Origin of the sequence: uncultured Cytophaga sp. (assembly GCF_937863595.1) — a bacterium.
Taxonomy (GTDB): domain Bacteria; phylum Bacteroidota; class Bacteroidia; order Cytophagales; family Cytophagaceae; genus Cytophaga.
Window position 1 is genome coordinate 18,854 of the sequence record NZ_CALMGQ010000062.1, and the last position, 23,971, is coordinate 42,824.

Here is a 23,971-nt window from a genome sequence, read left to right on the forward strand (position 1 = left end):
CCGCCTTAGGCTTTATTAAATTTATTAAAATAATCCCAACTGACCTTTATTACTGCGCACAAATAAATCTGTACGTAGTTTTGGAAATACCCTGTCTGATAAATATTTTTTCTTCGATACCACAAACAAATCACGGATACTTTCTGCGATGTTTCCTTCTCCACGCATACGTGTGCCAGATCTACTGTCGTTCAGCGTACCACCGTGGCATTCTTTAATTTGATTCAATACTTTATCTGCTCTGTCTGGGTAGACTTTCCGAATCCAATCTTCGAACACAATACCAATGGAACCATTCAATCGGACGATTGTATAACCAGCAGAGGATGCACCTGCGTCGGAAACTTGTTTCATGATCTGAGGGATTTCATGATGATTGATTCCGGGGATGATAGGGGCAATCATAACATTTACAGGTATATTTGCCTTCGCTAAGGCTTCAACGGTCTTTAAACGTTGCGAGATGGCGGAAGCACGCGGTTCAAGTTTTTGTCTTATTTCATCGCGTGCAGAAGTAATGGAAATGCTTACATGAACTAAGTGTTGTTCGGCAAGTTCTTTAAAAATATCAATGTCGCGCGTGATTAAATGATTTTTTGTAATCATACTCACAGGATGTTTATATCGGGCAACTACTTGCAACATGTTTCGAGTGATTTGTAATTTTCTTTCTATGGGTTGATAGCAATCGGTATTGCCAGAAAACATGATTGGCAATACTTCCCAGTTGGGCTTTTCAAATGTCTTGGCCAATAGACTCGCTGCATTTCTTTTGACTATAATTTTTTTCTCGAAATCCATTCCTGCATTGTATCCCCAAAATTCATGGGTGTTACGTGCATAACAATAAATGCAACCATGTTCACATCCTTGATACGGATTCATGGAATACGCTGCACCCACATCCACACTCGATACTTTATTTATGATTTGTTTTGCTGTTTCATAAAAATATTCTGTTGGAGAATTGATGTCTGTTGCTTCATCAATACCTTCGATGTGTTCGTGCACAATTTCTTGTGCATGAAATCTACTATGTGCTTGCATTTGCGCACCACGACCTTTTATGAAATCTGAATTTTCTTCCATAAGAATTTTCAATAGTTAATAGTGTGAAGGAAGAAAAAGGGGATGAACAACGACGATGTAAATCGTGTTGACTTTTATCTAATGATAAACTCAAGCTATTGTTGTGTGTTTCCGGATGAGCTAATTTTATTTAATGAGTACTAGATAACGCGGTGTACCAACAACTCTACCTTTTTATTAAATGATTCTTTTAACTGAATGCCAAAGCTATTTATATTCATAAAATTACTAAAAATAATAGTAATTACTAAAAATATTAGAAATATCTTTTCGCTTCCCGAATCCATTTGGGAGTAGCAAGAATCAAAAAAATTGATAAACTTAGAAAAGGAAGAAAAAGAAAAATGAACATGAAATGATATTGCCACATTATCCAAACGCAACTAAATAGTATTAAAATTGCAAACAGGTAGCTAAAAATTGGAGCAATATATAATAGTATTTTAGCAGATTTAAAATAATTGGATTGTTGAAATAATGCTCTTTTAGTTAAAAAAGCTTCGTGCGCTACGGCTTCTATTTCTTGTATCTTTCTGCGCTCAATTTCTTTCCATTGCGCATATGTTAATACTTGTTCTGAATTTGATATCAATGCCATGTCGTATACATGGCGCATATTTGCATCCATCAATGTTTCATAAGCCTGTTTCAAAAGTAAAAAATGCATATGTGAATTGAACGGTCCGTTTACATCTGGATGAAATTCTTTCGCTTTGGTCCGATATGCTTTACGAATCTGTTGTTTTGTTGCAGATTTAGGTATTCCTAATAAATCGTAATAATTGGACTTGGACATTCGTGGCTTATTTGTTATGTAAGTTCGGATAACCATTATTAAATTCCAAAAAACAAAAAACAAATTCCAAATGGCGAAAGGTGAAAAGTTTAGGTTGAAACGTGTATTCGCATAATTTAAAATGTATGCTTATACTAAATGGGATATGGTATTTACTATTTTTCTTTTTTGATTAACTGTTGTCGGAATATAAAGGATGAAATTATACAGAGATTTATAAAACGATTATTTTTTTCCTTTCAATTTGTTTAAGGGATTCATTCTGAATTTGAAAGTTTGTTAAAAATACATTTTATACCTTTCCGCCGTTTGGAATTTGTTTTTTGTTATTTGGAATTTATTTAAAACGTCCACCGTACCAACCAAGTGCCTGTATATATAGATTTCATTGATTGCAATGCATCATTTACACCATACTGATTCAGCGGTTTTGTGATTCCGACTTTAAACCAACAGTCTATGTTATTTACTAAATTATATTTGATAATGATAAAGGGGTGAATGGCTTTGCCTGTATAGGCTGGGATAGAGAAGCTATACGGAACATCTGGTTCGTAGGCGTATTGTCGGGCATTGTAATCTTGAACGTCATAAAACATCCATCGTAAGGTAAGTTGATACTTTCTTCTTTTGTATATAATGTCTTGAGAAATCAAACTTCCTGTAGTTATTATTCCATTTAATTCATAGCTGCCCCATTGAATGCGCGTTCTCAAGGTGATTGAAAATCCAATGGTATGTTGAAAATAAAGTATCGTTGTTTTTTTTGTTGCGGGTACTGTTAAAAAGGTTCCTGTAATATCCCAGTATTTTTGTTCGAACCGATGTTGAAAATAAATCGTTGTTTTTTTGTTTGGTTTGTATTCAATTTTAATAAAGTATTCTTCTCCATTACTTGGAGTGTGCACTCGATACTTCAACCATGGAAAAACAAACACATCTGCGTATGCATGAATATTCCATTCTTTCTTTGGACGAATTTTTAATCCTATGTAATATCCTTTTTCATTGTTAACAGTGCTTGATTCTCCAAACGCTTGCGCAAAAGGACTTACATATGTTTTTCCATAATTTCGATATAAAATAGATACATCTACTTTCCGATGCAGAGCAATCATACTACCAATTAATAGCGCTTTCCCTCCAGTAAATGTTACTGCGGCTTCGCTGAATAATAATATATTTTTGAATTGCCATTGAATATCTATGGAGCTTCCGACAAATTTGCGACCTCGATTGTAAAATTGATTGTAATAGGTTCTTTCAGGTTGCAAATCGGCTGATAGCAATCTATAAACACTTGTGTTTCCAATAGAAAAATTCCGTTTCTCAAACCGTACGTGATACCCTGCAGTCTGAACCAGTAGCATTTTGCGCTTTTCAATTTCTGAATCTGTGCGATGATAGCCTGTTTCTGAAATAGATTGAAAACCTTGATTGTAGGTACTTGTGTCTATGCGAGCGTCTTCTTTAGTACGGGAATAAAATCCTGTAATGGAAAGGCGCTTTGTTAATTGATACGTTGTACTTATACCAAAACGTTTGTTGTATTCAGTCGTACTTCCAATTGGTATAAGCGCTCTGCCACTTTTTCGAAGCGTTGTAATCGTTTCAGATCCTTTGCCCGCATAAAAACCTGCTCCCATTAAAACACCTTGACCAAACTGCCATGTTTGTGTGCCAATGGTTAATTGTTTCCATCTTTTAGATGGAATATAATCTATGTAAAAATTGATGTTATCAAATCCGTAGTAATTTTTTTTACTATCCCACTTTATTTGCTCGCCTGCATCTTTTTCAAGACTAAGTCCAAATCGCATTTTATTTGGTATGCTGGTTTGGAAACGTATGGACATTCGATCACCTGTTCCTCTCCAATTTTCAGGTACCACAGAAGGCGCAAATCCATAGCGTAATAACAACATACTATGGTCTTTCCCAAACATGTTTTTTAAGAGCTTTGATGTTTCATTTGTTTCAGAGACAGTAAAACAAAGTTGTAGGTATGAAAATGTTTGTTCCGAAAGGGAGGGCAATGTTTGTAATTCTAATATATGTAAGAGAGGGCCATAGGTAATTTTATATTCCATAATTTCCCTTATTTGATTTTCAGTTAGAAAACCGATGCTCAATAAAATGGAAGCATCTACTTTATTTATATTGTAGGGATTTTTAATCATTAAGGCCATGTTCTCTGCTACTTCCGAATTGGTTTCAATGATATCTTCATTTGCTGTAAAATTTTCAATAATACCAGATTCTTCAAATCCATTTTGGGCAAAAACGGTATGCATGAATAAAAGTAAAATAACTATACAAATAGGTTTCATTGTTATTTCTTAGTTAGTGAAATACGCAATGATAATTGATGTCTAAATCCAAGTGGAGATTGATACGTCATACTATAATCAATTGAACTACGCTTATTACAAAATCCAATACCGCCATTTAGGCGTATGGGATTTAATTGTACACCACTGCGTAAAAAAAAGTATTTATGTATTTTATATTCGATACCTGTTTGGAACATCATTCCACTGTTGAGTTGTTTTTTTAAATCTGTATACCAAACAATTTCTTTCGAAAGTATATACATAAAGCCTGCTTGAACGGAGACAGGTAAATTTTGTAAGTCATTCTGTGTATTAGTGCAATTACTAAAATGCAATCCCAGTTGAAGGTGTTTGTTTAAGGACATGGTGCCACCAATATTGAATAAAGGATGCGTTTGTCTGAACGTTTCGCCTGCTACGCGTTGCCATACTATAAAACTTGCCCCCAAACTATAAATGCCTATTTTTTGAGCAAGATGAACACCAATTTGTTGATCGTTAAACCAAGTATATCCTTGTTTTTGTAAGGTGCACCCAATGATAAATTTTTTCTTTATGGGAATGATGATTGCTGCTGAAAAACTTCTTATTTCTTGTAGATTATATACGTACTCATCACTTACTAATATGTTCGCTTTTTTTATTTGCGCTAAGCCTGCAGGATTCGTAAAAATAGTCCATGCATTCGTATCGGCAATGCATGCATTGCCGATAGAACGTGTTCGTGCACCAGCTGAAAAATCTTGTGCAAATAATAATTGTACAGGTAATATAAAGAGAAAGAATACTACCTGTATTCGTATAAAAAAATACATAGCTTTATTGTATTGACTACGAATAAACTTAATAAAAAGGAGTTGTTAAAATTTCGTCGTTTTATTTAACCTTTGTTAATAATCAAAAGCGGGCGGTATATCTTTTAAATCTGTCCCATTTTGCCTATTTCTAGCCTTTTCTCTATCATTAAACACTAATTTTGAGGTTTTTTTTGTATTTTACTTTATAATAATTCGGTTTTAACTGTATTTAATATGATGCGATTTAATAGTGTTGTTTTCTGTTTACTTTTTTCAGTGTGTGTGCAAGCACAACAAACAAAAGAATATTATGAGAATACAAAAGTTGTAAAGGCTGAAGGTACCTTAGTTAATGGCAAACATGAAGGCTTATGGAAAAGCTATTTTTATTCAGGTGCTATTGAAGCAGAAGAACATTTTACAAACAATCTTTTTAATGGCTCTGTAATACATTATCATCCAAATGGAAAAATTTCGTTACAAGGAAATTATGTCAATGGAAGAGAGGAAGGAGATTGGAAAGAATTTTATAACAATGGTCAACCTACGGTTCAAGCTATATTTAAAGATGGAAAACGAAATGGTGTATACAAAGAGTTTTATTCGAATGGAAAATTATCTATTGATGGGATTTATAAATTAGATGTAAAAGACGGGATCTGGAAAGAGTATTTCCCAAATGGACAAATCAAGATTGATGGTATCTATGATCTCGGCGCTCGTAAAGGTGCGTGGAAAGAATATTATGCGAATGGTACGCTATATCATTCTGCTAATTATGTTAATGGAAAGATTGAAGGTTCTGTGGTTTGGAATCATGTCACTGGAAAGCCAAGTATACAAGGGCAATACATCCATGGTAATATGGATGGAGAATGGAAAGATTTTTATACTTCAGGGAAAGTACAGTCTGTTTCGCATTATTCAGATAGTTTAGAAAATGGATTGTTTGAAGACTATTCAATCAAAGGAATTAAATTATTCTCAGGTAATTATGTATCTGGAAAAGCAGATGGTACATGGACTTATTTTTATGAGAATGAAACTGGAACGAAGAAGAGTGTAGAAGTTTGGAGTAAAGGTAAATTAATGGCTGCTCCAGAATTCTATTCTGAATTGGGTGTTTCATTAGATGCTGGAACATTAAAGGATGGAGCTGGTACACGCAATATTTACTATCCCAAAGGCGCATTGTTGATGGATATCCCTTTTGATAAAGGTTTAGAAAATGGTCTTGCCACAAGTTATTATGAAAATGGTGTTATCAAAGCAGAACTATATTATGTAAATGGTTTGCAAGATGGTATCATGCGTGAATATTATTCTACTGGTGCATTGGCATCCGTAACAACGTATGAAAATGATGTTGAAAATGGATCGTATAAGCAGTTTAATAAAGAAGGCATCTTATCAGCATATGGATTTTATAAGAAAGGCTTAGAAGATAGTCTGTGGTTTGAATATCATGCAAATGGAAAAATATTTAGCGAAGGATATTTTATCGATGGTAAGAAAGAAGGTCAATGGTTTGAGCATTACGATAACGATACGCTTGCTTCTATGGGAGTGTATGTAAATGGAAAACCAGATGGCTTGTGGACAGATTATTATCCTAATGGAAAGATAACGGCCCAGGGTTATTATGTAGATGGTATGAAAGATGGTTTGTGGAAAAGCTATCACGATAATGGAAAAGTTTCCATGGAAGGAAATTTTGTGCAAGGATATGAAGATGGTCCATGGAAAGTTTATTTCGAAACAGGTCGAATGAATTTAGAAGGGTCTTATGTAATGGGTGATGAAGAAGGTTTTTGGAAAGAATATCATCGCAATGGAAAGATAGAATCTGAAGGCGTATATGTAAAAGGATTGGAAGAAGGCGTTTGGAAAAACTATTGGTCTAATGGTATTTTAATGTCTGAAGAGACGTATGCTGCAGGAAAGTTGATGTCTATCAGTGATATTACTTCTATGCGTGGTTCTAAGTTGAATAAAGGATCTTTCAAAGACGGGAATGGAATATTAAAAAGTTACCACTCCAACGATAAACTTGCTTCTGAAGGTTCGTTTAAAAATGGATTGCCCGATGGTAAATGGAAGTATTATCACAGCAATGGTTTCTTATCAGGAGATGGATTATATGTAGAAGGCTTGCGCGAAGGACAATGGCGCTTTTATTCAGAGCTTGGTTTGCTTGAAGCAGAAGGAGAGTATACCAACGATGATATTTCTGGTATCTGGAAATATTACGAACAAGGAAAACTTGTACGTATTCAAAATGTGGATGTAGACGAAGAAGATAAAGAATAATAGGATGCAGAAATATTTAGTTGTTTTCTTTTGTATATGTATGCAGGCTTCTGTTGTTGCTCAAAACAACGATTCGCTAATTGAAACATACAAAACAGGTACACTTAAGTCCAAAGGAATTAAAAAAGAAGGATTGAGAGAAGGGGATTGGTTTTTTTATTACCCCAACGGATTGCTCTCTGCAAAAGAACACTATAAAGAAGACGCATTAGAGGGGATGTCATTTTACTATGATACACTTGGTCATCTTACAGCGAAAGAGCAGTGGAGGAATGGTTTAGAGCAAGATAGTGCGTGGTATTATCATACTAATGGAACTATAAAACGCAGAGGTATTTATTTTTATGGTATGTATAAAGGTATCTGGTATACGTATTATGAAAATGGAACAGTTAAAACAGTAGGTGGTTATACAAATGGAACACCGAATGGAATATGGAAATTTTACTCTGAAAATGGAATGCTTACCGAAGAGTATACCTATGTAAATGGGGAATTGAATGGACCAGCTAAACTATACAATAATAAAGGTTTTTTATCTTCTGGTGGAAATATGGAAAAGAATTTACCTGTTGGCTGTTGGATTTATTTTAATAAAAAAGGTAAGGTTATTAAAATGAAAAACTATTAACTCACATTGAATTTGTTATTATTATCAATTCGTAATCGTTTTATTTCAACCTTCCACTTTTACTTTTGCCGTGGTTGTATCTTTTCAAGTAACCACCGTGCGCTCTCACTATACCTCGGTTTATATCCTGTTTAATTTAATGTTCTCTTTAGATCAAGAACAAGTGTTTTAATTATCTCATTTTTTATAATCATTATAATCTACTTCGATTTTTTTAAATCGTACATCTTCTATTAATGTGTTATTTATTTTATCAATACACTGCTGGTTGTCGTCTGCAAAAATACTTGCACTTCCCCATGTGCTTTTTGAAAGTGTAAATTTTCCGTTTAGGGAATCGATGAGATAGATGGTGTCATCACTCATGCATGCTTCTGGATATCCAATAACGTTGGGTGTGATACTTTTTAATGCATCCAGTATGTCTGTTAAAAAAGAAGTATTATCAACACCGCTTATAAACTCTAAAAAAAGTTTTTCAGAGCCAAGCCATGGACGGTAGTGATATTTATATGGACCTGTCATGTTCACTGAAAATGTATGAATAAAGGTTACAAATTTTGTATCCAATCTGTTTTTTTTATTAAGTATTTATAATGTAATACTTTTTCACCATAATGGTCAAACTCAACTTCTCCTACTTTTTTTGCCCCTATAGATAATAGTGATTTTTGTGAACGAATATTGTCTTTAGAAACGTGAAAAAATACATTTTTAACAAATTTAAAGGCATAATCTAAAAGTAAATATTTAATTGTTTTATTATATTGTGTGCCCCAATAATTGCGACTCAAAAATGTACCACCAATACAAATGCGTGATTCTTCACGATTGTATTCGTTATAACGTGTGGAGCCAATTATTTTATTCGTTGTTTTATCAATGATTAAGAAAGCTGTCGGATTAGAAATTAAACTATCGAAGAATATTCTAAATGCAGTTTTAATGTATCTGTTTTTACTAGGATGTTGATCCCATATATGTGGATCTGAAGCAACTTCAAATAGTTTTTCAAAATCAGTTTCTTTAAGTGGTTGAAGGGTTACAATTGAATTTTGAAGATTATGCGGCTGCCAATTGGGATTGATTTTCTCAATAGGTTGTTTTTGCTTGAATAATAAAATAAATTTTTTAATCCAATTTATATGACTGATTTTTTTTATATTTTCCATCCAATTACGAATATACATATTGTTATTTTGTAGTTTTATAATCATCAAAATTTATTTCTATTTTTTTAAATCGTACATCTTCTAATAATAATAGATTTATAGTGCCAAGACAATCTTGATTATCTTCTGCATGAATGAATGCAAATCCCCAGGTATCTTTTGATAGTGTAAAATTTCCAGCAGTAGAATGTATCGTATAGGTGAATGTATCATTCATCCATATATCTGAATGGCCCATTATTTTAGGTTCTATGCTTTTTAAAGCATACAATAAATCGCTTGTGAATGATTCATCGTCAACACCACTTATAAACTCCAGCAAAAGTATTGCAGATCCATAGCCTGGTCGGTAGTGATACTTATATGGACCAATGTGTGTCATAAAAAATCTAACTCATACAATATATGTATACCTGACGATATATATATATTGTATGAGTACCATTCGTTAGTTGGATTCAAACGGATTATTCTTTATGTACATCTTTAAACTTCAACATATCTATTAAACGTTGTTCCTTTTCAGCATCAAACCCACATGTGGATGTGAATTCTTTGGGGTTATCATATGTTCCAAATAACATGTCCCACCATACAATATCACCATAATTGTTTGTGTGTTTATTATATTCATGATGGATTCGATGCATTTCTGGTCGTTGAAAAATGTATCCAATCCATTGGGGTGTTTTAACATTTGTGTGATAGAAAAATTCTCCAAGTGCTGTAAATAATGTATATGTAGCGCCTGCTTCAAGACTTAATCCAAGAAATGAATATACCAATAAAGCTCCAATCAATGAATTGACTGTCATCTCTAGTGGATGTTTGTAAAATGAAGTAATTACTTCTAAGCGTTGGGGACTGTGATGTATTTGATGAAAGTGAGTCCATAAAAAATCGATTTTATGTCTCCATCTGTGCCACCAATAAAATATAAATGTTGCAATGAAATAGGCTATCATTCCTCCAATAAAAGGATTTACCTCATTCGATAAATGAAAAAGAGAAAAGCTGGAAAACCATTTCTCCCAAGTATAACCCGCAAAAATTACAATGCCTAATTGTATAAAATTGACAGCCATTACTCGAATAGTCCATGTAGGCACTTCGGGTAATTTCCATCCTGGGATTAAACGCTCCAAAAGGAAGCAACATCCAAACACAACGAAAATAATTATTAAAGTCATGAGATAATTTTTTTTATCTTAACGTAGCAGTATGCGACTTGCCTAATACGTACACTTTCGGCTTAATAAGATATGGAATAACCCCAACCGCTAATATTCCTGCACCTATTCCAAGATAGGCTCCAGTTGAGCCACCGCTATTGTCTGCTAAAGCGCTAGAGCTAGCCATTGTATAAGCACCTGCAATAATAAACACGCCTCCAATTGCTCTTGTGATGTTGTGTAAAGTTGTAGCTTTTTGAATCGATTCAATATCGCTAACAAAAACTTCTTTAATGGGCTTTACTTCATCTTCATCCGGTAAATAAAAAACAATCCCAGATGCATTGATATTTTGAATTTTTACTTTTTCATAATCACTATCACCTACAGCCTTATACCGAAAGGTATCTCCAATTTTAAACACCTTTACTTTACCTGTAAGCGTATCTTTTAGTTCTAATTGCTTTTGACCAAAAACAGATATTGTTGCACTGCACAAAATGAGTGCGAAAATGAGTTGTAGTTTTTTCATAAATTTTGAAAAGTATGGAGGAAGTATGAAGTACGGAGTATCGAATGCTAAGTACCAAATGTGAATTATTTATTTGTATATCAATACATTAAATATGGTCTGTGCGTCACAGACCATATTTAATGTCATCTGCATGTGCCGTCTTTGTACTCTGTACTTCGTACTCAATACTATTTTGCATTTGGCAAAAATCAAACGGGCTGGTGCAATTGCATCATATAAATGTTCTTATAAATGCCATCCAGTTGAATCAGCTCATTGTGCGAACCACTTTGAACAATCTGTCCATCTTCTAATACGATAATTTTGTCGGCAAGTTTTACCGATGATACTCTATGAGAAATTATTATGGTACTGCGGTCGCCCAAAACCTCTTTTAAATTGGTTAAAATGGTGTCCTCAGTCTTAGTATCAACTGCTGATAAACAATCATCCAGAATAAATAAACGAGGGTTGCGAATAAATGCACGCGCCAACGATAAACGTTGTTTTTGTCCACCCGATAAGGTAATCCCACGTTCTCCTAAAATAGTATCCAATCCTAAAGGGAATTGTTGAATTGAAGTGTATAGGTCCGCAAAGGTAGCTGCTTCAATAATTTGCTCTTCGCTAACATTGTCAAAGCCGAAGGCAATATTATTACGAATGGTATCTGAAAATAAAAATACATCTTGTGGTACAAAGCCAATCTGACTTCTCAGGTATTGAAGATTATAATCCTTTATATTAATCCCATCAATGCTAATGGCGCCTGTAGTTGTATCGTATAATCGACATAACAAGGACGCAATGGTTGATTTACCCGAGCCAGTGTTTCCTATGATGGCTATCGTTTGTCCGGGTAATACATTGAAACTAATATTTCGAGCACCTTCAATCCCCGTGTCTGGGTATTTAAATGAAACGTCTTTAAATTCAATTGCACCAGTTATTGGAGTCGTTAATTCTTTCCCTTTAATAAGCGTATTCTTTTCATCTAAAAATTGATTGATACGTCCTTGAGATACCTCTGCGCGTTTAATCATCACCGTTATCCAGCCTAAGGATGTAACTGGCCAAGCCAATTTATTTAGATAGAAAATGAATTCAGCAATATTACCTGTAGTAATTCCATCTTTAGAAATTGCTTTTGTTCCTCCAATCCAAATAATAAAAATAATGGATGCACCAATCAATGAAACCATTAAAGGGAAAAACAGTGCATTGATTTGTGTTAAGCGGATAGACTTGTCTTTATAGCCGTTGCTTTGGTCATTGAACTGACTGCTCATAGCTGCTTCTCTGCCAAATGATTTTACAACACGTATACCTGAAAAAGTTTCTTGAACCAAGGATGACAAATTGGACATGCTGCGTTGTATCTGCTCCGAATGTTTGGTAATAATGCTTTGTACGGTATAAATACTGATTACTAAAAAGGGTAGGGGTATTAGTGTATATAAGGTTAGCTCCACATTCACCGAAATCATAAGCGGTATGGTTACACTAAATATTGCAAATAAGTTTATGCCATACATAATCGCAGGGCCTAGATAATTTCGAACTTGATTTACATCTTCAGAAATGCGATTCATGATATCGCCTGTGTTATTTCTTTTGTAGAAACTTACTGGTAAAACTTGATAATGATGATAGATTTCGTTCTTCAAATCATATTCAATTCTTCTTGAAGTTCCAATGATAATTTTTCGTTGGAAATACAGAAAAATGCCACTGAATATGGTTAATCCCAATATTTTTAATACCAAAAATGTTACTTCTTTTCCAAATTCAGTTTGTAAATGTTCTTTTTCTACACCTGTTGCACTTTTGAGGATTGGCAGTGATTGTTCTAAATAATCAATGGTTTCCCGAATAACTGGTCCTTGATAACTTCCAAAGAAGTTATTTAAGAAAACAAATAAGATACCTGTAAGTAGATAATATTTATATTGAACTAAGTATTTATTGAGATGACTTAATGCCCTTTTTTTCACAATTATGTATGTTTCTGTACTATTTTCAATTGGAATACTCTTGTAAAAGGAGTACCTTTGAAATTCAATACAAAGTAAGAAATTTCTGTTTGTTATGTTTCAAGAAACAAAAATACTTATATACTAATTCCCAGAAAATACTTTGTAAACCAAAAAAATGTTCTTTATACGTTATGCTGAATAGAAGAATTCTACGGATCAAGGTTATGCAATCTTTATATGCATTGTACCAAACAAAAGTTTCGAATTTTTACTTAGGATTGGATGAGATCTCAGAAGTATTTGCTCCTGATTTAATGTCTCCCGATGTTCAAGACATTCCATTTTTAGAATCTAGAAAAAAAGCAGCACATACGTTTTATGAATCGTTTTTTGAAAAAAACGATCTCTCCTATTTAGAGCAAGAACCCGATATACGCAAAGCCATTGTTGAAGCCATTAATCATTATGATAATGCGCATACCAAAGACATTACACATTTTAAAAACATGCTACTTGAAGATGTAGAGCGTGTTGAAAATATGTATAAATTGGTTTTATTTAGTGTTACACGTTTTATGTCTATTGCGGAAGCAGACGCTACAGAAGGTATACACTCTGTTGTGAAGAGTGAGATACCGGAATATTTTTATAAACTGAAGAAAAACCCTGTTTTATTAGCGATCGAAAGCAATAAATCCTTGAGAAGTTTTGTTGAAAAGCATAAATTAAATCCTCCTGTAGATCTCTTAAAAGTTGTTTACAAGAAAAAAATAAAACAAGATCCGTTATACATCGAATATCAAAAATTTCCAGAATCTTCATTTGAAAAAGATAAAGAAATTGTGTTGCACTTAATCAAAACGTATTTGTTCAAAAACGAACAACTCGATTCGTATTGGGAAGATTTGGATTATAATTGGACAGAAAATGATGAAGCGATCCGTAGTCTTACATTGAAGGCTGCAAAAGGTATACAAGAAACTACCGACGAGAATTACGAGCTGCCTTCCTTATCTCCAAACTGGGAAGATGACAAGGCATTTATGTTGGATTTATATAAAGAATCTGCTGCCTTTGACGCCGAAGCAGAAAAATTGATTACAGAAAAAGTTCAAAATTGGGACATCGAACGATTGGCCTTTACGGATCGTATTATCCTTAAAATGGCGCTTACAGAGATGGTTAAATTCCCGAATATACCTGTTAAAGTAACCATTAATGAGTATATTGAAGTATCAAAATCGTATAGTACTCCTAAAAGTAAACAGTTTGTAAATGGTTTGTTAGATACCATTTCTATTGACTTACAAAAATCAGGTGTGATTTTGAAAAGTGGTAGAGGTTTGATGGATAATAAGTAGGAAGTATAGAGTACTGATTATCGAGTAAAAGTACTATGTACTATGTGCAAAGTACTTTGTACATAGTACATAGTACAAAAAGACTTCTGCAACTCTTTCTATCGCATACAGAACGGAATTCAGAAACGGTTCAATCATTGACAATTGTAACATCCAAAAATAAACAGATACTTTGTACTCAGTACTCTATACTTCTTACCATGGCTTCAGACAACAACTACTCCACCTTAACTACCCTCATTATTGGCATAGCGGCTGGTGCTGTATTGGGTATTTTGTTTGCACCCGATAAGGGTTCAAATACGCGTGCGCGGTTGAAGTTTAAATTGGCTCGTTATAAAGAACAATTGAAAGATATATTGGAAGAGATAGAAACCAGCAAAGATGCAATTGTGGATTCAGAGACGTTTTCCGATACCAAAGAAACCGCAGAAGAATTGGTTTCTGAAATTGAAAGTTTAATTAAAAAAATACAATCAGGAAAAGCCTGAAATGAAAACAAACATATTTTTATATCCAGGAAATGGCATCGGTCCAGAGTTGTTTGAATCTCTTCAAACATTCTTTCATTTATTTGATGATATTATTGAATTACATTATTTAAATTCTTTTCAAGATTTATGGGGTTTAAATAAACCGTACTCTGTATTGTGTGGTCCATTTGAATCTCAAAACCAACAAACAGAAGCTTTTTTAGCATTAAAGCCCTTTTATGCACTAACACATATCCCTCATGAAGCAAGAGATGCTACACGTATTTTGGCTGTGCCCATTTTAGAGAATCAAATGCTTACAGGTGTATTAAAGGATAGTTCTGTAATGAAGTCTTGCTTTAAATTGGACGAGAGAATAGTGATGGTGCAGCAATATCAAGAGCAACCCCAAATATGGGAGAATACCATGAAGGCATGGACTAAACTAGCATTTACCAATTATCAATCGCGTTTTGAAGATGCCAATATCGTATCGTTCATTAAACACGGCAAGTATAAAAATAGCAATCAAATTGTTACCTCTTTTGAGGGGGCAAACGTATTAAATGCCCTGTATGCCTCGGTTTATAATGCCTTAAATCGTTCTCATACCAAAATACAAGTTGATGGCGGTAGTATTTACGTGCCCTTACATGGTCATGCACCCGATATCGTAGGCATGGGTATAGCAAATCCCTATGCCTTGCTTATGGCATTTTGCAATTTATTATCTGATATTGGTCATGTAAATTTGTCTCAACGTATTGAAAATCAAATAGTAAATGCCTATTATGAAAATCGGAGCCAAACAACACCAGATCAGCGTGGGGTATTAAATACCGAAAAGTATATGTCTATGTTAATAGATTATATAAATTTGTAAATAGGAGATAAGCAATTTTAATTAAATTCGTAAAATATAAAATAAATGAATCTATGAAACGTATTGTAATTTATGCTTTAATGATTTCGGGTGCATCTTTAGTATTTTCTTGTGATGGGAAAAAAGATGAAGAAGCTGCGGTAACTCAAACGGAAGGTACAACGGGCGTTCAAGAATTAAAGCAAACGACTTTAGCATTTGTTGAGTCTGAACATGAGTTTGGAGATATCAATGAAGGAGAATTTGGAAAACATGAATTCGTTTTCAAAAATACGGGTACAGAACCATTGTATGTTAGAGACGCAAAAGCTTCTTGTGGTTGTACAACTCCAGAATGGACAAAAGACACCATTCCTGTTGGTGGCGAAGGTAAAATTTTAGTGCAATTTAATAGCAGCGGCAGGCCGGGTGATTTCCATAAAACAGTTACTGTTTTAGCTAATACAGAACCTGAAGCAACTGTTATTACAATTACAGGACATGTAATTGCAAAAGAGAAAGATATCTCTGGTCCTTATATCAAAGATGCGAATTAATAGTATCATCAGTTTTAATTTATAATTCAATTTCTAAATAAAAATAAAAATGGCGAATGTTCAATTAATTTTATTACAAGCTCCAGGTGGTGCAGGTGGTGGTTACATGCAATTTGGTTTAATTGCTTTAATGATTGGGGTATTTTATTTCTTCATGATTCGCCCACAACAAAAGAAAGCAAAAGATCAAGAAAAATTTCGTGCAGATTTGAAACCTGGTGATCGTATTCAAACGATAGGTGGACTTCATGGAACAATTGCAAGTCTTGAAGATGATGGAACAATTATATTAATTGTAGATCGTATTCGTATGAAATTTGAAAAATCTGCTGTTCAAGGTATTTCTACTAAGGCAGAATAAGTTTAACACATATTCGTTAAAACCTCCATTGTTTGTATTACTACTTCATTGGAGGTTTTTATTTTAATATATCCCACAATGCACATTTTGAAAGCCATCATTAGATTATTTAAACGAAAGTATGATTGGAAGGTAATGTTTTTATGCCTAGTGGCTACGATTAGTATTTGGTTGTTAAATGCTATGAATAGATATCACTTGGCGGATGTGTATTACCCGATTGTTTTTAAATACGACCATCAAGAATTGATGTTGGATAGTGATGAGCAAAAAATGATTGAATTTCATGCCTATGGTTTGGGTTGGGATTTATTAAAGTTAAAGTTGAATTGGTTTGTAGATCCTATTGAGATAAATCTAAAATCTAAAAAGCGATATAAATACTTATTAACTTCGGATATTCGTCCGTACTTAGAAGATAAACTACCCGTAGTCGAAATTCGATATTTTTCATCCGATACCATTTTTACGGGTTTAGATAAAGTCAAAAAAGAACGATTTAAAATTTATGTAGATCGCGATTATTCCTTTTTAGATGAGGATTATAAAATTGATGGGAATATACGTATCAATCCAGAATACATTATAGCTACGGGACCAGCATCCATAATGGATACCATGTCCCATAAAATATTATTGAAGCTATCAGAAAAAAATATTTCTGATGCGTATAAGGAAACCATTTCAATTTCAAAATCTACGAATAGCCAAATAAAATACAACACAAATAAAGTGGAAGTATCTTTTAACGTAACCAAACATAAACGCCCTTTTACGGAATAATATATGTATAAAGTTGGTATCACAGGTGGCATTGGAACAGGGAAGTCTATTGTTTGTTCTATTTTTTCGGTACTTGGTATTCCTACTTACGATGCAGATGCTCGATCCAAATGGCTTACCGAACAAGATCCACAGATACGGAAAGAATTGATTGCAATATTTGGCTCTGAAGTATTTATTGGAGAATCTTTAAATAGGCCCTTTTTAGCAGCTGTTGCATTTGCAGATGCTACCAAAACACAGACATTAAATGCAATTATTCATCCCGCAGTTGCCAAAGATTTTGCTTCCTGGGTAATCACGCAAGAAGGTGCACCATACGTTGTAAAAGAGGCTGCTTTATTGTTTGAATCTGGTTCAGCTAAAGAATTAGACAGTATGATTGTTGTATCCGCTCCTTTGGAATTGCGTATCAATCGGGTGATGAAGCGTGATCCACAGCGAACTGAAAAACAAATACGTGACATCATTTCTAGGCAATGGTCCGAAGAAGAAAAAAAAGCATTGGCAGATCATATTGTTGTTAATGATGATCTACAATTGGTCGTACCGCAAGTTTTGGGGTTACACCAACAATTTCTTTCAAACGCTCTTTCATACACCAACTTTTCTTAGTAGATTCAACTACTAAATACGTGTTCATGGCATCGTTAGAATCTACAAATTCCGTTTTGCAATTTGAATGTCACACCCCAGAAGAAAGTACTGCTTTTATGGAGGAGTTGATGTTATTTTCAAGGGGCATTCATATTTGGGTTTTGGACGGAGAAATGGGTGCAGGCAAGACTACATTTGTAAAACAATGCGGTTTATTTTTAGGCTTTGTAGAACACGTTACAAGTCCTACTTTTTCAATTGTGAATGAATACAGATCCAATAGCGGAAAAATATATTATCATTTTGATTTTTATAGAATCAATGCTGAACGTGAAGCATATGAAATTGGGTGCGAGGATTATTTCTATTCAGGAAATCTATGTTTTATTGAATGGGCATCGCGTATACCAACCTTGCTTCCAGAAAAGTATATTCATATAAAAATTAACGCTCTAAGTGAAGAAACAAGAGTGTATACAATTACTCGAGTGGAGGGTATTTCTACGACAGTAGCAAGGTGATTTTAATACAATGAACAATCTTGTCTCATGAAAAAGAAGTCTGAATTAGACGTGTTGGTTAAAGAACAAATTCTTTATCCAAAAGAGCAATTACAAAAGGTGCGTAAGCAATTACCCCAATTGTGTATTGGTATTCCGAAAGAAATAGATGGTATTGAAAATAGGGTTTGTTTGACACCCGAAGCCGTTGCATTGATTGTAAATAATGGGCACATTGTTCAGGTCGAAACAGGTGCAGGCCTAAATGCAAAATACTCTGATCGTGAATTCAGTGAAGCAGGCGCGAAGATTGTGTATTCAAAACAAGAAGTTTTTGACTCTGAAATTGTATTGAAAGTAGACCCACCAACGGTTGAAGAAATTGGATATATGAAAACCGGGAAGACATTAATTTCTGCTTTGCAGATGTCTACCTTGCACCCAGGTTACATTTCTGAAATTAATAAAAAACGTATTACGGGTATTGCCTTTGAGTTTATTGAAGACAAAGCAGCAGGTAAGCCGGTTGTGAAATCCATGAGTGAAATTGCAGGTAGTGCTGTAATGCAAATTGCAGCGGAATATCTTATTTCTAAAAACGGCATGGGTGTTATACTAGGTGGAGTTACAGGCGTACCTTCAACCAAAGTATTAATATTAGGAGCAGGTACAGTTGCCGAATATGCTGCGCGAACGGCTATAGGCTTAGGTGCAGAGGTGAAAGTATTCGACAGTCATTTGTATCGCCTACGTCGTTTGAAATTGAATTTGGGTTTGCAATTATACACTTCCGTGATTGATACGGTAAACCTTAGAAAAGAACTTAGAGAAGCAGATGTTGTTATAGGGTCCTTGCGAGCAGAAGAGGGTACAAGCTGTTTGGTAACAGATGAGATGGTTGCAGAGATGAAACCAAACTCTATTATTGTAGATGTAAGTATCGATCAAGGAGGTTGTTTTGAAACGTCTGAAATAACAAACCACATTGAACCTATTTTCAGAAAATATGATGTGATTCACTATTGCGTCCCTAATATTCCATCGCGTGTAGCCCGTACAGCAACGATTTCCCTAAGCAATATATTCACACCAATCATTTTGCAAATAGCAGAATCGGGTGGGGTAGAAGAGATGATACACCACAAAGACTGGTTTATGAATGGTATCTATACCTATAAAGGATATCTAACCAATTCTATTATGGCAAAAAAATACAATGTGTCTTATAAGGATATTAAGCTGTTAACGGCAAGTATGTTTTAATGAAGGCGTAACGCCTAAAGCTGAAGGCCTAAAGCGGTGATGCGCTAGATTTTTGAAAATTGAGCACAAAACAGAAGCAAAAAAATAAGGGTTGATTTGAATATTCAAATCAACCCTTATTTTTTTGCTTTGTGTGTTAATGTTTCATTTTCAATATATGCGCCAATTTGCTTTAGGCCTTAAACCCTCCGCCTTCAGCTTTTATTGTTTCACAATCTTACTTGTAACAATATCTGTACTTGTAAGAACCGTTAACATATACATTCCTTTCGCCAGTGCTTCTCCAATAGATTGAGCCTGATTCATTGTGCCTGAACCTTGTTCTACCAATTGTCCGCTTACACTATAAAGCATATACGTATATGTGCTTGCATTGGATCCGTTTACTAAAAGCGTTGTATTATTTTGGAACGGGTTAGGGTATATTGTTACTTTTACAAAACTTTCTGATGAATACGGTTGCATTGCTGTAGAAGAAGACTTGCCGTCGTAATCGTGTTGTGTGATACGGTAATATGAATTACCCGATACAGGTGCATTGTCTATATAGTAATAATTTGAAGCAATGTCTCTGTTGCCAGCGCCAGAAAGAGTAGCAATACTTTCAAAGTTTATACCATCTGTAGAACGTTCAACAACAAAATAGGCATTGTTGGTTTCTTCCGCAGTATTCCAAACCAATTTACACGCATTGTTTTGTGGAACAAGATAGAATGAGGTCCAAGTAACTGGAGTAACACAGTTGTTAATTGCAACAACTGGAGTGCGAGAGCAAGGGGTTTTAGCAGAAATATTCCAATTGTATAAGCTAAAATATGCATCCGTTTTCTTACTATTACTTAGCGACGAACTTACTATGGTTACAGGGTTTGGCGTAATAGTTGATGCATATGGATAGGGGTTTGTAAGGCCTGTTCTACCGCCAACTTTATATCTCCATGTTTCATAAACGGTCGAAATTGTTTCTATTTTTAAAGCTAATTTAGTCCCTAAGGAAATTGGGATATCAAAATTTGTAAAGCTAAAGGTATATAACGAATCGACTGCAACATTAGCGCCACCACCGGCTATCGTTACTGGTGCAGAGGTGGATGTAAATACAAGACTAGTTGATGTTTGGCTACCTGGCGTTGCATTGTTATCTAAATAGACACGTAGTTTTATAGAAGTTACAACCATTGGAGTGCCTGCTTTTCCATTCGTAACACGAATAGGTATTTGCAAAGAGTTTAAAGTGAAATCTTGAGTGGTTGTAAAATTAACGCCATATTGATTTCCTTGAACATTTCCTGCATCTAAATCAGATGCACTACCTGTTGTAAATTTAGTTGTTGGTCCCACAGTACCATTTGTAATGGTATTATCCTCTACATAATACGTTATATCACCTGTTGTACCTACTGGTGGAGTAAATGTATATGAAGAACCCGTGTTAAATGAAGTTACACCATTTAATGTTGTATACCAGTTAAAGGTTGCGCTATTTGTTCCGGTTGCTTTCAATGTTATGGGATCTACAATAGGGCCAGTTGCGCAGTAAAATGCATTTGTTGGGGTTATAGATGAGTTAGAAGTAATCACTGTATTACCACTTGTCGTAGTAGTACAACCAGGTAATTTAACATCAACGGTATATGTACCTGTAGATGTAGCTGTATATGTTTTGTTAGTACTTGGTGTTGGTAAATTAACACCATCACGTTTCCATTGATACGTAATACCGGTACCAGTTAAAACAGCATCTAAAGGTACTGGATTGGTTTTACAAAGATCTGCGCCAGGGGAAGTAGTGGGTGCTGCTGTTGCACTAGACGTAATTGTAGTCGTGCCACTTGTTACTGTACCACAACCAAGAACAGTAACATCAACGGTATATGCTCCGACTGTGGTAGCACCATAGGTTCTATTGGTACTCGGTGCAGGTAGATTAGAGCCATTCAGCTTCCATTGATATGTAACGCCAATACCTGTAAATACAGCATCTAAGGGTGCAGTAGGTATGCCACAAAGATCTGCATCCGGCGTTCTGTTTGGTGTAAAGGTACTTGAAACGACAATAATATCTGATTTTGTACATGCATTTCCGGCAGTAACACAAACAGAATACGTTCCAGGGGCTGTTATAACTTTAGAATATGGAGCTCCTAAACCGAAACCAGAATTAATACCAGGTGTATTGGCACTCCACGTTACCAACGTTGAATCTGTGTGTGGCACATTGGAATCGAGTGTTATAGAACCACCTGTACCACAAATGGTGCGGTCTGCTCCTAAATTTGGTATAGGTCCATTATCAGAATATCCACAACCAGGAATGAAAGAAACATCATCAATTGCAAAATCTGATTCACCGCTATTTCCTCCGCAACCGATCGTTTGATTTCCTTTAATACTAATCGTTACGGTAGTAGGGGGGGCAATACCTGAATCCCAGAATGCTTCTACTTTTCTCCATGCTCCACCTACATTACCTCCACCTATTGCAGGAGCAATAATTCCGGTGGCAAGATTAGTCCCGTTAACATCAAAATTTAAAATCCCAGGATAATTTGGTTGATCTTTTAATGAGTTTATCCAAATAGAAAAGTAATACCTTGTGTTTGGAATTACAGGAATATTTGATTGGCTAAAAAGTTTAATACCAACAACACAAACACCATCTACCATTAAAAATTTATCATTTGCAGCACCTGTAGTATGGCCATTAAATGGTTGATTAAATGCATTGTTAAATCCATACATGTCTGCACCTGTACCAACGTAGATATTTCCTGGTACAGAAAAACCTCCGGTAAATACTTTGTAGCCATCTGGCGAACCTGGAGGTGTATTTAAATCACCATCTGAATCTGGAGTATAGGTCCAACCTGTGTAACCTTGTGAGAAATCACCATTAACAACTTGATTCTGTCCAAGATTAACATCTACAGCACACTGACCAAAAGATTCAGATATAGGTAGTAAAGTAATAAGTAATACGATTAGTACTAGCTGTTTCATATTGTTACAAATAAAATTTGTCATACTTAAATTCATTAAAAAATAAATTTCTTTATTATGTACGTTATAAGTAGTGCAAAGTTATAATTATATTTTACATTTTAATAGTTATTAAATACTAAGTAATTAACATTCAAATTTTTGTAACTTAAATTTAAAAAATTGAATTAACATTTGTTTACCATTTTATCTTTGAAATCATGTATGTTTCTTTTAAAAATACATTTTCTCTTTTTACACTAGTTGATTAACAAGCAACTAGAACGATAGTAAAAAATGATATTTAACTCTTACAATTCTTGAGAGCAAGAATTTGAGGATCTAGTAAATAAAAAAGAGGCTTGATTCGAATATTCAAATCAAGCCTCTTTTTTATTTTATATATGTTAGCGTTTCATCGTCAATGCATACGCTACACGAGCATTAAGCTTTAGGCATTAAGCCTTAAACTTATTGAAGGATGTTCATTTCAACACGTCTGTTTTTAGTTCGTCCTTCAGGGGTGTCGTTTGTTCCAACTGGTTTGTTTTCTCCAAATCCGTCTGTTGTTAAACGTGCAGCTGCAACTCCTTTAGATATTAAGTAGTTTTTAACAGATATAGCTCTACGTTTCGATAAATCTAAGTTTGCATCATCGTCACCAACATTGTCTGTATGGCCTTCAATTAATAAACCGAATTTCAAATTGTTTCTCAACACTTTTGCCAAATCATCTAAAGATTGGTAAGAAGAAGATACAATTACATCGGAACCCGATTCGAATAATAAATTATCAAACGCTTTCTGTAACGCTGCTTTTTCTGCAGGTTTCAACTCTGGACACCCTCTGTTGGTTTTTGCTCCAGGTGTACTTGGACATAAATCATTGTAGTCTTCAACGCCGTCACCATCAATATCACTATATGGAGGTGGGCAACCTTCAAATTTAACAATGCCAGGTACTTTAGGGCATTTATCTTTATTATCAGGTATGCCGTCGCCATCTGTATCGGGGCAACCTTTATACATTTTTAAACCTGCTACGTCTGGACAATCATCGACGTTATCCATGATGCCGTCACCATCGCGATCACCCCATGGGCAACCAAAGTTTTCTCTTGGACCTGCTTCATTTTTACAAGAATCTTCGTAATCGAAAATACCATCAAAATCCACATCATACGGACAACCAAATGTTGTTACAGGTTCGCCTCTTGGAGTGCGTATACATTGATCGCGGCTATCTGGTACACCATCTTTATCCGAATCTGCATCGTGGTAGACAGGAGTATATGGGTCTTTCTTTTTCTTTTTCGCCGCTTGAGCTTTCTTTTTGTATTTCTTACTTTGTGCTGGGTTTTGAGCAGAAACCTCAAAAGTACCCGTAGCAGATAACACTAGGGCTAATAGTAAAATTCGTAAAAGATGTTTCATTCGATTAGGGA

General features: G+C 34.7%; 23 protein-coding genes. 11 read left to right on the forward strand and 12 right to left on the reverse strand.

The genetic code is table 11. The features are described from left to right. Window positions 1-24: 24 nt before the first annotated feature. The 4 genes from Q0543_RS05210 to Q0543_RS05225 all read right to left on the reverse strand — a co-directional run bounded on the left by Q0543_RS05210 (window position 25) and on the right by Q0543_RS05225 (window position 5,033). Window positions 25-1,089, reverse strand: coding sequence for a PA0069 family radical SAM protein (locus tag Q0543_RS05210; RefSeq protein WP_299250088.1), 1,065 nt, complete (start codon window positions 1,087-1,089; stop codon window positions 25-27). Window positions 1,090-1,345: 256 nt separating this feature from the next. Beyond that, on the reverse strand, window positions 1,346-1,885 hold the full coding sequence (locus tag Q0543_RS05215) for a J domain-containing protein (protein WP_299250089.1): 540 nt from the start codon (window positions 1,883-1,885) through the stop codon (window positions 1,346-1,348). Between the two features lie 341 nt (window positions 1,886-2,226). Continuing rightward, window positions 2,227-4,215, reverse strand: a complete 1,989-nt coding sequence (locus Q0543_RS05220) for a hypothetical protein (protein ID WP_299250091.1) — start codon at window positions 4,213-4,215, stop codon at window positions 2,227-2,229. Window positions 4,216-4,217: 2 nt separating this feature from the next. Beyond that, the gene (locus Q0543_RS05225) at window positions 4,218-5,033 is read right to left on the reverse strand and encodes a hypothetical protein (protein ID WP_299250093.1); all 816 of its coding nucleotides are present in this window, start codon (window positions 5,031-5,033) and stop codon (window positions 4,218-4,220) included. Window positions 5,034-5,249: 216 nt separating this feature from the next. Between Q0543_RS05225 and Q0543_RS05230 the strand changes: the two genes are divergently transcribed. Together Q0543_RS05230 and Q0543_RS05235 are read left to right on the forward strand one after the other, a co-directional pair. Beyond that, window positions 5,250-7,325 carry a toxin-antitoxin system YwqK family antitoxin gene (locus Q0543_RS05230; RefSeq protein WP_299250095.1) on the forward strand — a complete coding sequence of 692 codons (2,076 nt, stop codon included), beginning with the start codon at window positions 5,250-5,252 and terminating at the stop codon, window positions 7,323-7,325. 4 nt (window positions 7,326-7,329) lie between these two features. Continuing rightward, on the forward strand, window positions 7,330-7,956 hold the full coding sequence (locus Q0543_RS05235; RefSeq protein ID WP_299250097.1) for a toxin-antitoxin system YwqK family antitoxin: 627 nt from the start codon (window positions 7,330-7,332) through the stop codon (window positions 7,954-7,956). Between the two features lie 177 nt (window positions 7,957-8,133). Here Q0543_RS05235 and Q0543_RS05240 read toward each other — a convergent pair whose 3' ends face one another. The 6 genes from Q0543_RS05240 to Q0543_RS05265 form a co-directional block, all read right to left on the reverse strand. Next, window positions 8,134-8,526: a hypothetical protein gene (locus Q0543_RS05240; RefSeq protein WP_299250099.1), complete on the reverse strand. Its 393-nt coding sequence runs from the start codon at window positions 8,524-8,526 to the stop codon at window positions 8,134-8,136. Further along, entirely contained in the window at window positions 8,508-9,146 is a 639-nt protein-coding gene (locus tag Q0543_RS05245) for a GNAT family protein (protein WP_299250101.1), read from the reverse strand. The genes Q0543_RS05240 and Q0543_RS05245 overlap by 19 nt, the downstream gene beginning before the upstream one ends. A gap of 4 nt (window positions 9,147-9,150) precedes the next feature. Next, on the reverse strand, window positions 9,151-9,510 hold the full coding sequence (locus Q0543_RS05250; protein ID WP_299250103.1) for a hypothetical protein: 360 nt from the start codon (window positions 9,508-9,510) through the stop codon (window positions 9,151-9,153). An 85-nt stretch (window positions 9,511-9,595) separates the two neighbouring features. Beyond that, window positions 9,596-10,318 (reverse strand): sterol desaturase family protein, encoded by a 723-nt coding sequence (locus Q0543_RS05255; RefSeq protein WP_299250105.1) that lies wholly within the window; start codon window positions 10,316-10,318, stop codon window positions 9,596-9,598. A gap of 13 nt (window positions 10,319-10,331) precedes the next feature. After that, window positions 10,332-10,832 (reverse strand): hypothetical protein, encoded by a 501-nt coding sequence (locus Q0543_RS05260; protein ID WP_299250107.1) that lies wholly within the window; start codon window positions 10,830-10,832, stop codon window positions 10,332-10,334. A 191-nt stretch (window positions 10,833-11,023) separates the two neighbouring features. Next, window positions 11,024-12,808 (reverse strand): ABC transporter ATP-binding protein, encoded by a 1,785-nt coding sequence (locus tag Q0543_RS05265; RefSeq protein WP_299250108.1) that lies wholly within the window; start codon window positions 12,806-12,808, stop codon window positions 11,024-11,026. Between the two features lie 206 nt (window positions 12,809-13,014). Between Q0543_RS05265 and nusB the strand changes: the two genes are divergently transcribed. The 9 genes from nusB (at window position 13,015) to Q0543_RS05310 (ending at window position 19,547) form a co-directional block, all read left to right on the forward strand. Beyond that, window positions 13,015-14,151, forward strand: a complete 1,137-nt coding sequence (gene nusB / locus Q0543_RS05270) for a transcription antitermination factor NusB (RefSeq protein ID WP_299250109.1) — start codon at window positions 13,015-13,017, stop codon at window positions 14,149-14,151. A 200-nt stretch (window positions 14,152-14,351) separates the two neighbouring features. Further along, the gene (locus Q0543_RS05275; protein WP_299250111.1) at window positions 14,352-14,642 is read left to right on the forward strand and encodes a YtxH domain-containing protein; all 291 of its coding nucleotides are present in this window, start codon (window positions 14,352-14,354) and stop codon (window positions 14,640-14,642) included. 1 nt (window position 14,643) lies between these two features. Next, on the forward strand, window positions 14,644-15,507 hold the full coding sequence (locus Q0543_RS05280; protein ID WP_299250113.1) for an isocitrate/isopropylmalate family dehydrogenase: 864 nt from the start codon (window positions 14,644-14,646) through the stop codon (window positions 15,505-15,507). Window positions 15,508-15,560: 53 nt separating this feature from the next. Next, on the forward strand, window positions 15,561-16,043 hold the full coding sequence (locus tag Q0543_RS05285; protein WP_299250115.1) for a DUF1573 domain-containing protein: 483 nt from the start codon (window positions 15,561-15,563) through the stop codon (window positions 16,041-16,043). 49 nt (window positions 16,044-16,092) lie between these two features. After that, a complete protein-coding gene (yajC, locus tag Q0543_RS05290; protein ID WP_299250117.1) occupies window positions 16,093-16,404 on the forward strand; it encodes a preprotein translocase subunit YajC in 312 nt (103 codons plus the stop codon). Window positions 16,405-16,587: 183 nt separating this feature from the next. After that, window positions 16,588-17,187, forward strand: a complete 600-nt coding sequence (locus Q0543_RS05295) for a hypothetical protein (RefSeq protein WP_299250119.1) — start codon at window positions 16,588-16,590, stop codon at window positions 17,185-17,187. 3 nt (window positions 17,188-17,190) lie between these two features. Then, the gene (gene coaE, locus Q0543_RS05300; RefSeq protein ID WP_299250120.1) at window positions 17,191-17,802 is read left to right on the forward strand and encodes a dephospho-CoA kinase; all 612 of its coding nucleotides are present in this window, start codon (window positions 17,191-17,193) and stop codon (window positions 17,800-17,802) included. Window positions 17,803-17,828: 26 nt separating this feature from the next. Next, entirely contained in the window at window positions 17,829-18,305 is a 477-nt protein-coding gene (gene tsaE / locus Q0543_RS05305) for a tRNA (adenosine(37)-N6)-threonylcarbamoyltransferase complex ATPase subunit type 1 TsaE (RefSeq protein WP_299250122.1), read from the forward strand. 27 nt (window positions 18,306-18,332) lie between these two features. Further along, window positions 18,333-19,547 (forward strand): alanine dehydrogenase, encoded by a 1,215-nt coding sequence (locus tag Q0543_RS05310; RefSeq protein ID WP_299250124.1) that lies wholly within the window; start codon window positions 18,333-18,335, stop codon window positions 19,545-19,547. Window positions 19,548-19,748: 201 nt separating this feature from the next. Here Q0543_RS05310 and Q0543_RS05315 read toward each other — a convergent pair whose 3' ends face one another. Together Q0543_RS05315 and Q0543_RS05320 are read right to left on the reverse strand one after the other, a co-directional pair. Then, window positions 19,749-22,547 (reverse strand): T9SS type A sorting domain-containing protein, encoded by a 2,799-nt coding sequence (locus Q0543_RS05315; protein ID WP_299250126.1) that lies wholly within the window; start codon window positions 22,545-22,547, stop codon window positions 19,749-19,751. Between the two features lie 450 nt (window positions 22,548-22,997). Next, window positions 22,998-23,960 (reverse strand): OmpA family protein, encoded by a 963-nt coding sequence (locus Q0543_RS05320; RefSeq protein WP_299250128.1) that lies wholly within the window; start codon window positions 23,958-23,960, stop codon window positions 22,998-23,000. Between the last annotated feature and the right edge of the window lie 11 nt (window positions 23,961-23,971).

What these genes read in the sequence shown, in the direction of transcription:
- Q0543_RS05210 (WP_299250088.1), bottom strand. Translation starts at nt 1,089, where the DNA reads ATGGAAGAAAATTCAGATTTCATAAAAGGTCGTGGTGCGCAAATGCAA.
- Q0543_RS05215 (WP_299250089.1), bottom strand. Translation starts at nt 1,885, where the DNA reads ATGTCCAAGTCCAATTATTACGATTTATTAGGAATACCTAAATCTGCA.
- Q0543_RS05220 (WP_299250091.1), bottom strand. Translation starts at nt 4,215, where the DNA reads ATGAAACCTATTTGTATAGTTATTTTACTTTTATTCATGCATACCGTT.
- Q0543_RS05225 (WP_299250093.1), bottom strand. Translation starts at nt 5,033, where the DNA reads ATGTATTTTTTTATACGAATACAGGTAGTATTCTTTCTCTTTATATTA.
- Q0543_RS05230 (WP_299250095.1), top strand. Translation starts at nt 5,250, where the DNA reads ATGATGCGATTTAATAGTGTTGTTTTCTGTTTACTTTTTTCAGTGTGT.
- Q0543_RS05235 (WP_299250097.1), top strand. Translation starts at nt 7,330, where the DNA reads ATGCAGAAATATTTAGTTGTTTTCTTTTGTATATGTATGCAGGCTTCT.
- Q0543_RS05245 (WP_299250101.1), bottom strand. Translation starts at nt 9,146, where the DNA reads ATGTATATTCGTAATTGGATGGAAAATATAAAAAAAATCAGTCATATA.
- Q0543_RS05250 (WP_299250103.1), bottom strand. Translation starts at nt 9,510, where the DNA reads ATGACACACATTGGTCCATATAAGTATCACTACCGACCAGGCTATGGA.
- Q0543_RS05255 (WP_299250105.1), bottom strand. Translation starts at nt 10,318, where the DNA reads ATGACTTTAATAATTATTTTCGTTGTGTTTGGATGTTGCTTCCTTTTG.
- Q0543_RS05260 (WP_299250107.1), bottom strand. Translation starts at nt 10,832, where the DNA reads ATGAAAAAACTACAACTCATTTTCGCACTCATTTTGTGCAGTGCAACA.
- nusB (WP_299250109.1), top strand. Translation starts at nt 13,015, where the DNA reads ATGCAATCTTTATATGCATTGTACCAAACAAAAGTTTCGAATTTTTAC.
- Q0543_RS05275 (WP_299250111.1), top strand. Translation starts at nt 14,352, where the DNA reads ATGGCTTCAGACAACAACTACTCCACCTTAACTACCCTCATTATTGGC.
- Q0543_RS05280 (WP_299250113.1), top strand. Translation starts at nt 14,644, where the DNA reads ATGAAAACAAACATATTTTTATATCCAGGAAATGGCATCGGTCCAGAG.
- Q0543_RS05285 (WP_299250115.1), top strand. Translation starts at nt 15,561, where the DNA reads ATGAAACGTATTGTAATTTATGCTTTAATGATTTCGGGTGCATCTTTA.
- yajC (WP_299250117.1), top strand. Translation starts at nt 16,093, where the DNA reads ATGGCGAATGTTCAATTAATTTTATTACAAGCTCCAGGTGGTGCAGGT.
- Q0543_RS05295 (WP_299250119.1), top strand. Translation starts at nt 16,588, where the DNA reads ATGAATAGATATCACTTGGCGGATGTGTATTACCCGATTGTTTTTAAA.
- coaE (WP_299250120.1), top strand. Translation starts at nt 17,191, where the DNA reads ATGTATAAAGTTGGTATCACAGGTGGCATTGGAACAGGGAAGTCTATT.
- tsaE (WP_299250122.1), top strand. Translation starts at nt 17,829, where the DNA reads ATGGCATCGTTAGAATCTACAAATTCCGTTTTGCAATTTGAATGTCAC.
- Q0543_RS05310 (WP_299250124.1), top strand. Translation starts at nt 18,333, where the DNA reads ATGAAAAAGAAGTCTGAATTAGACGTGTTGGTTAAAGAACAAATTCTT.
- Q0543_RS05315 (WP_299250126.1), bottom strand. Translation starts at nt 22,547, where the DNA reads ATGAAACAGCTAGTACTAATCGTATTACTTATTACTTTACTACCTATA.
- Q0543_RS05320 (WP_299250128.1), bottom strand. Translation starts at nt 23,960, where the DNA reads ATGAAACATCTTTTACGAATTTTACTATTAGCCCTAGTGTTATCTGCT.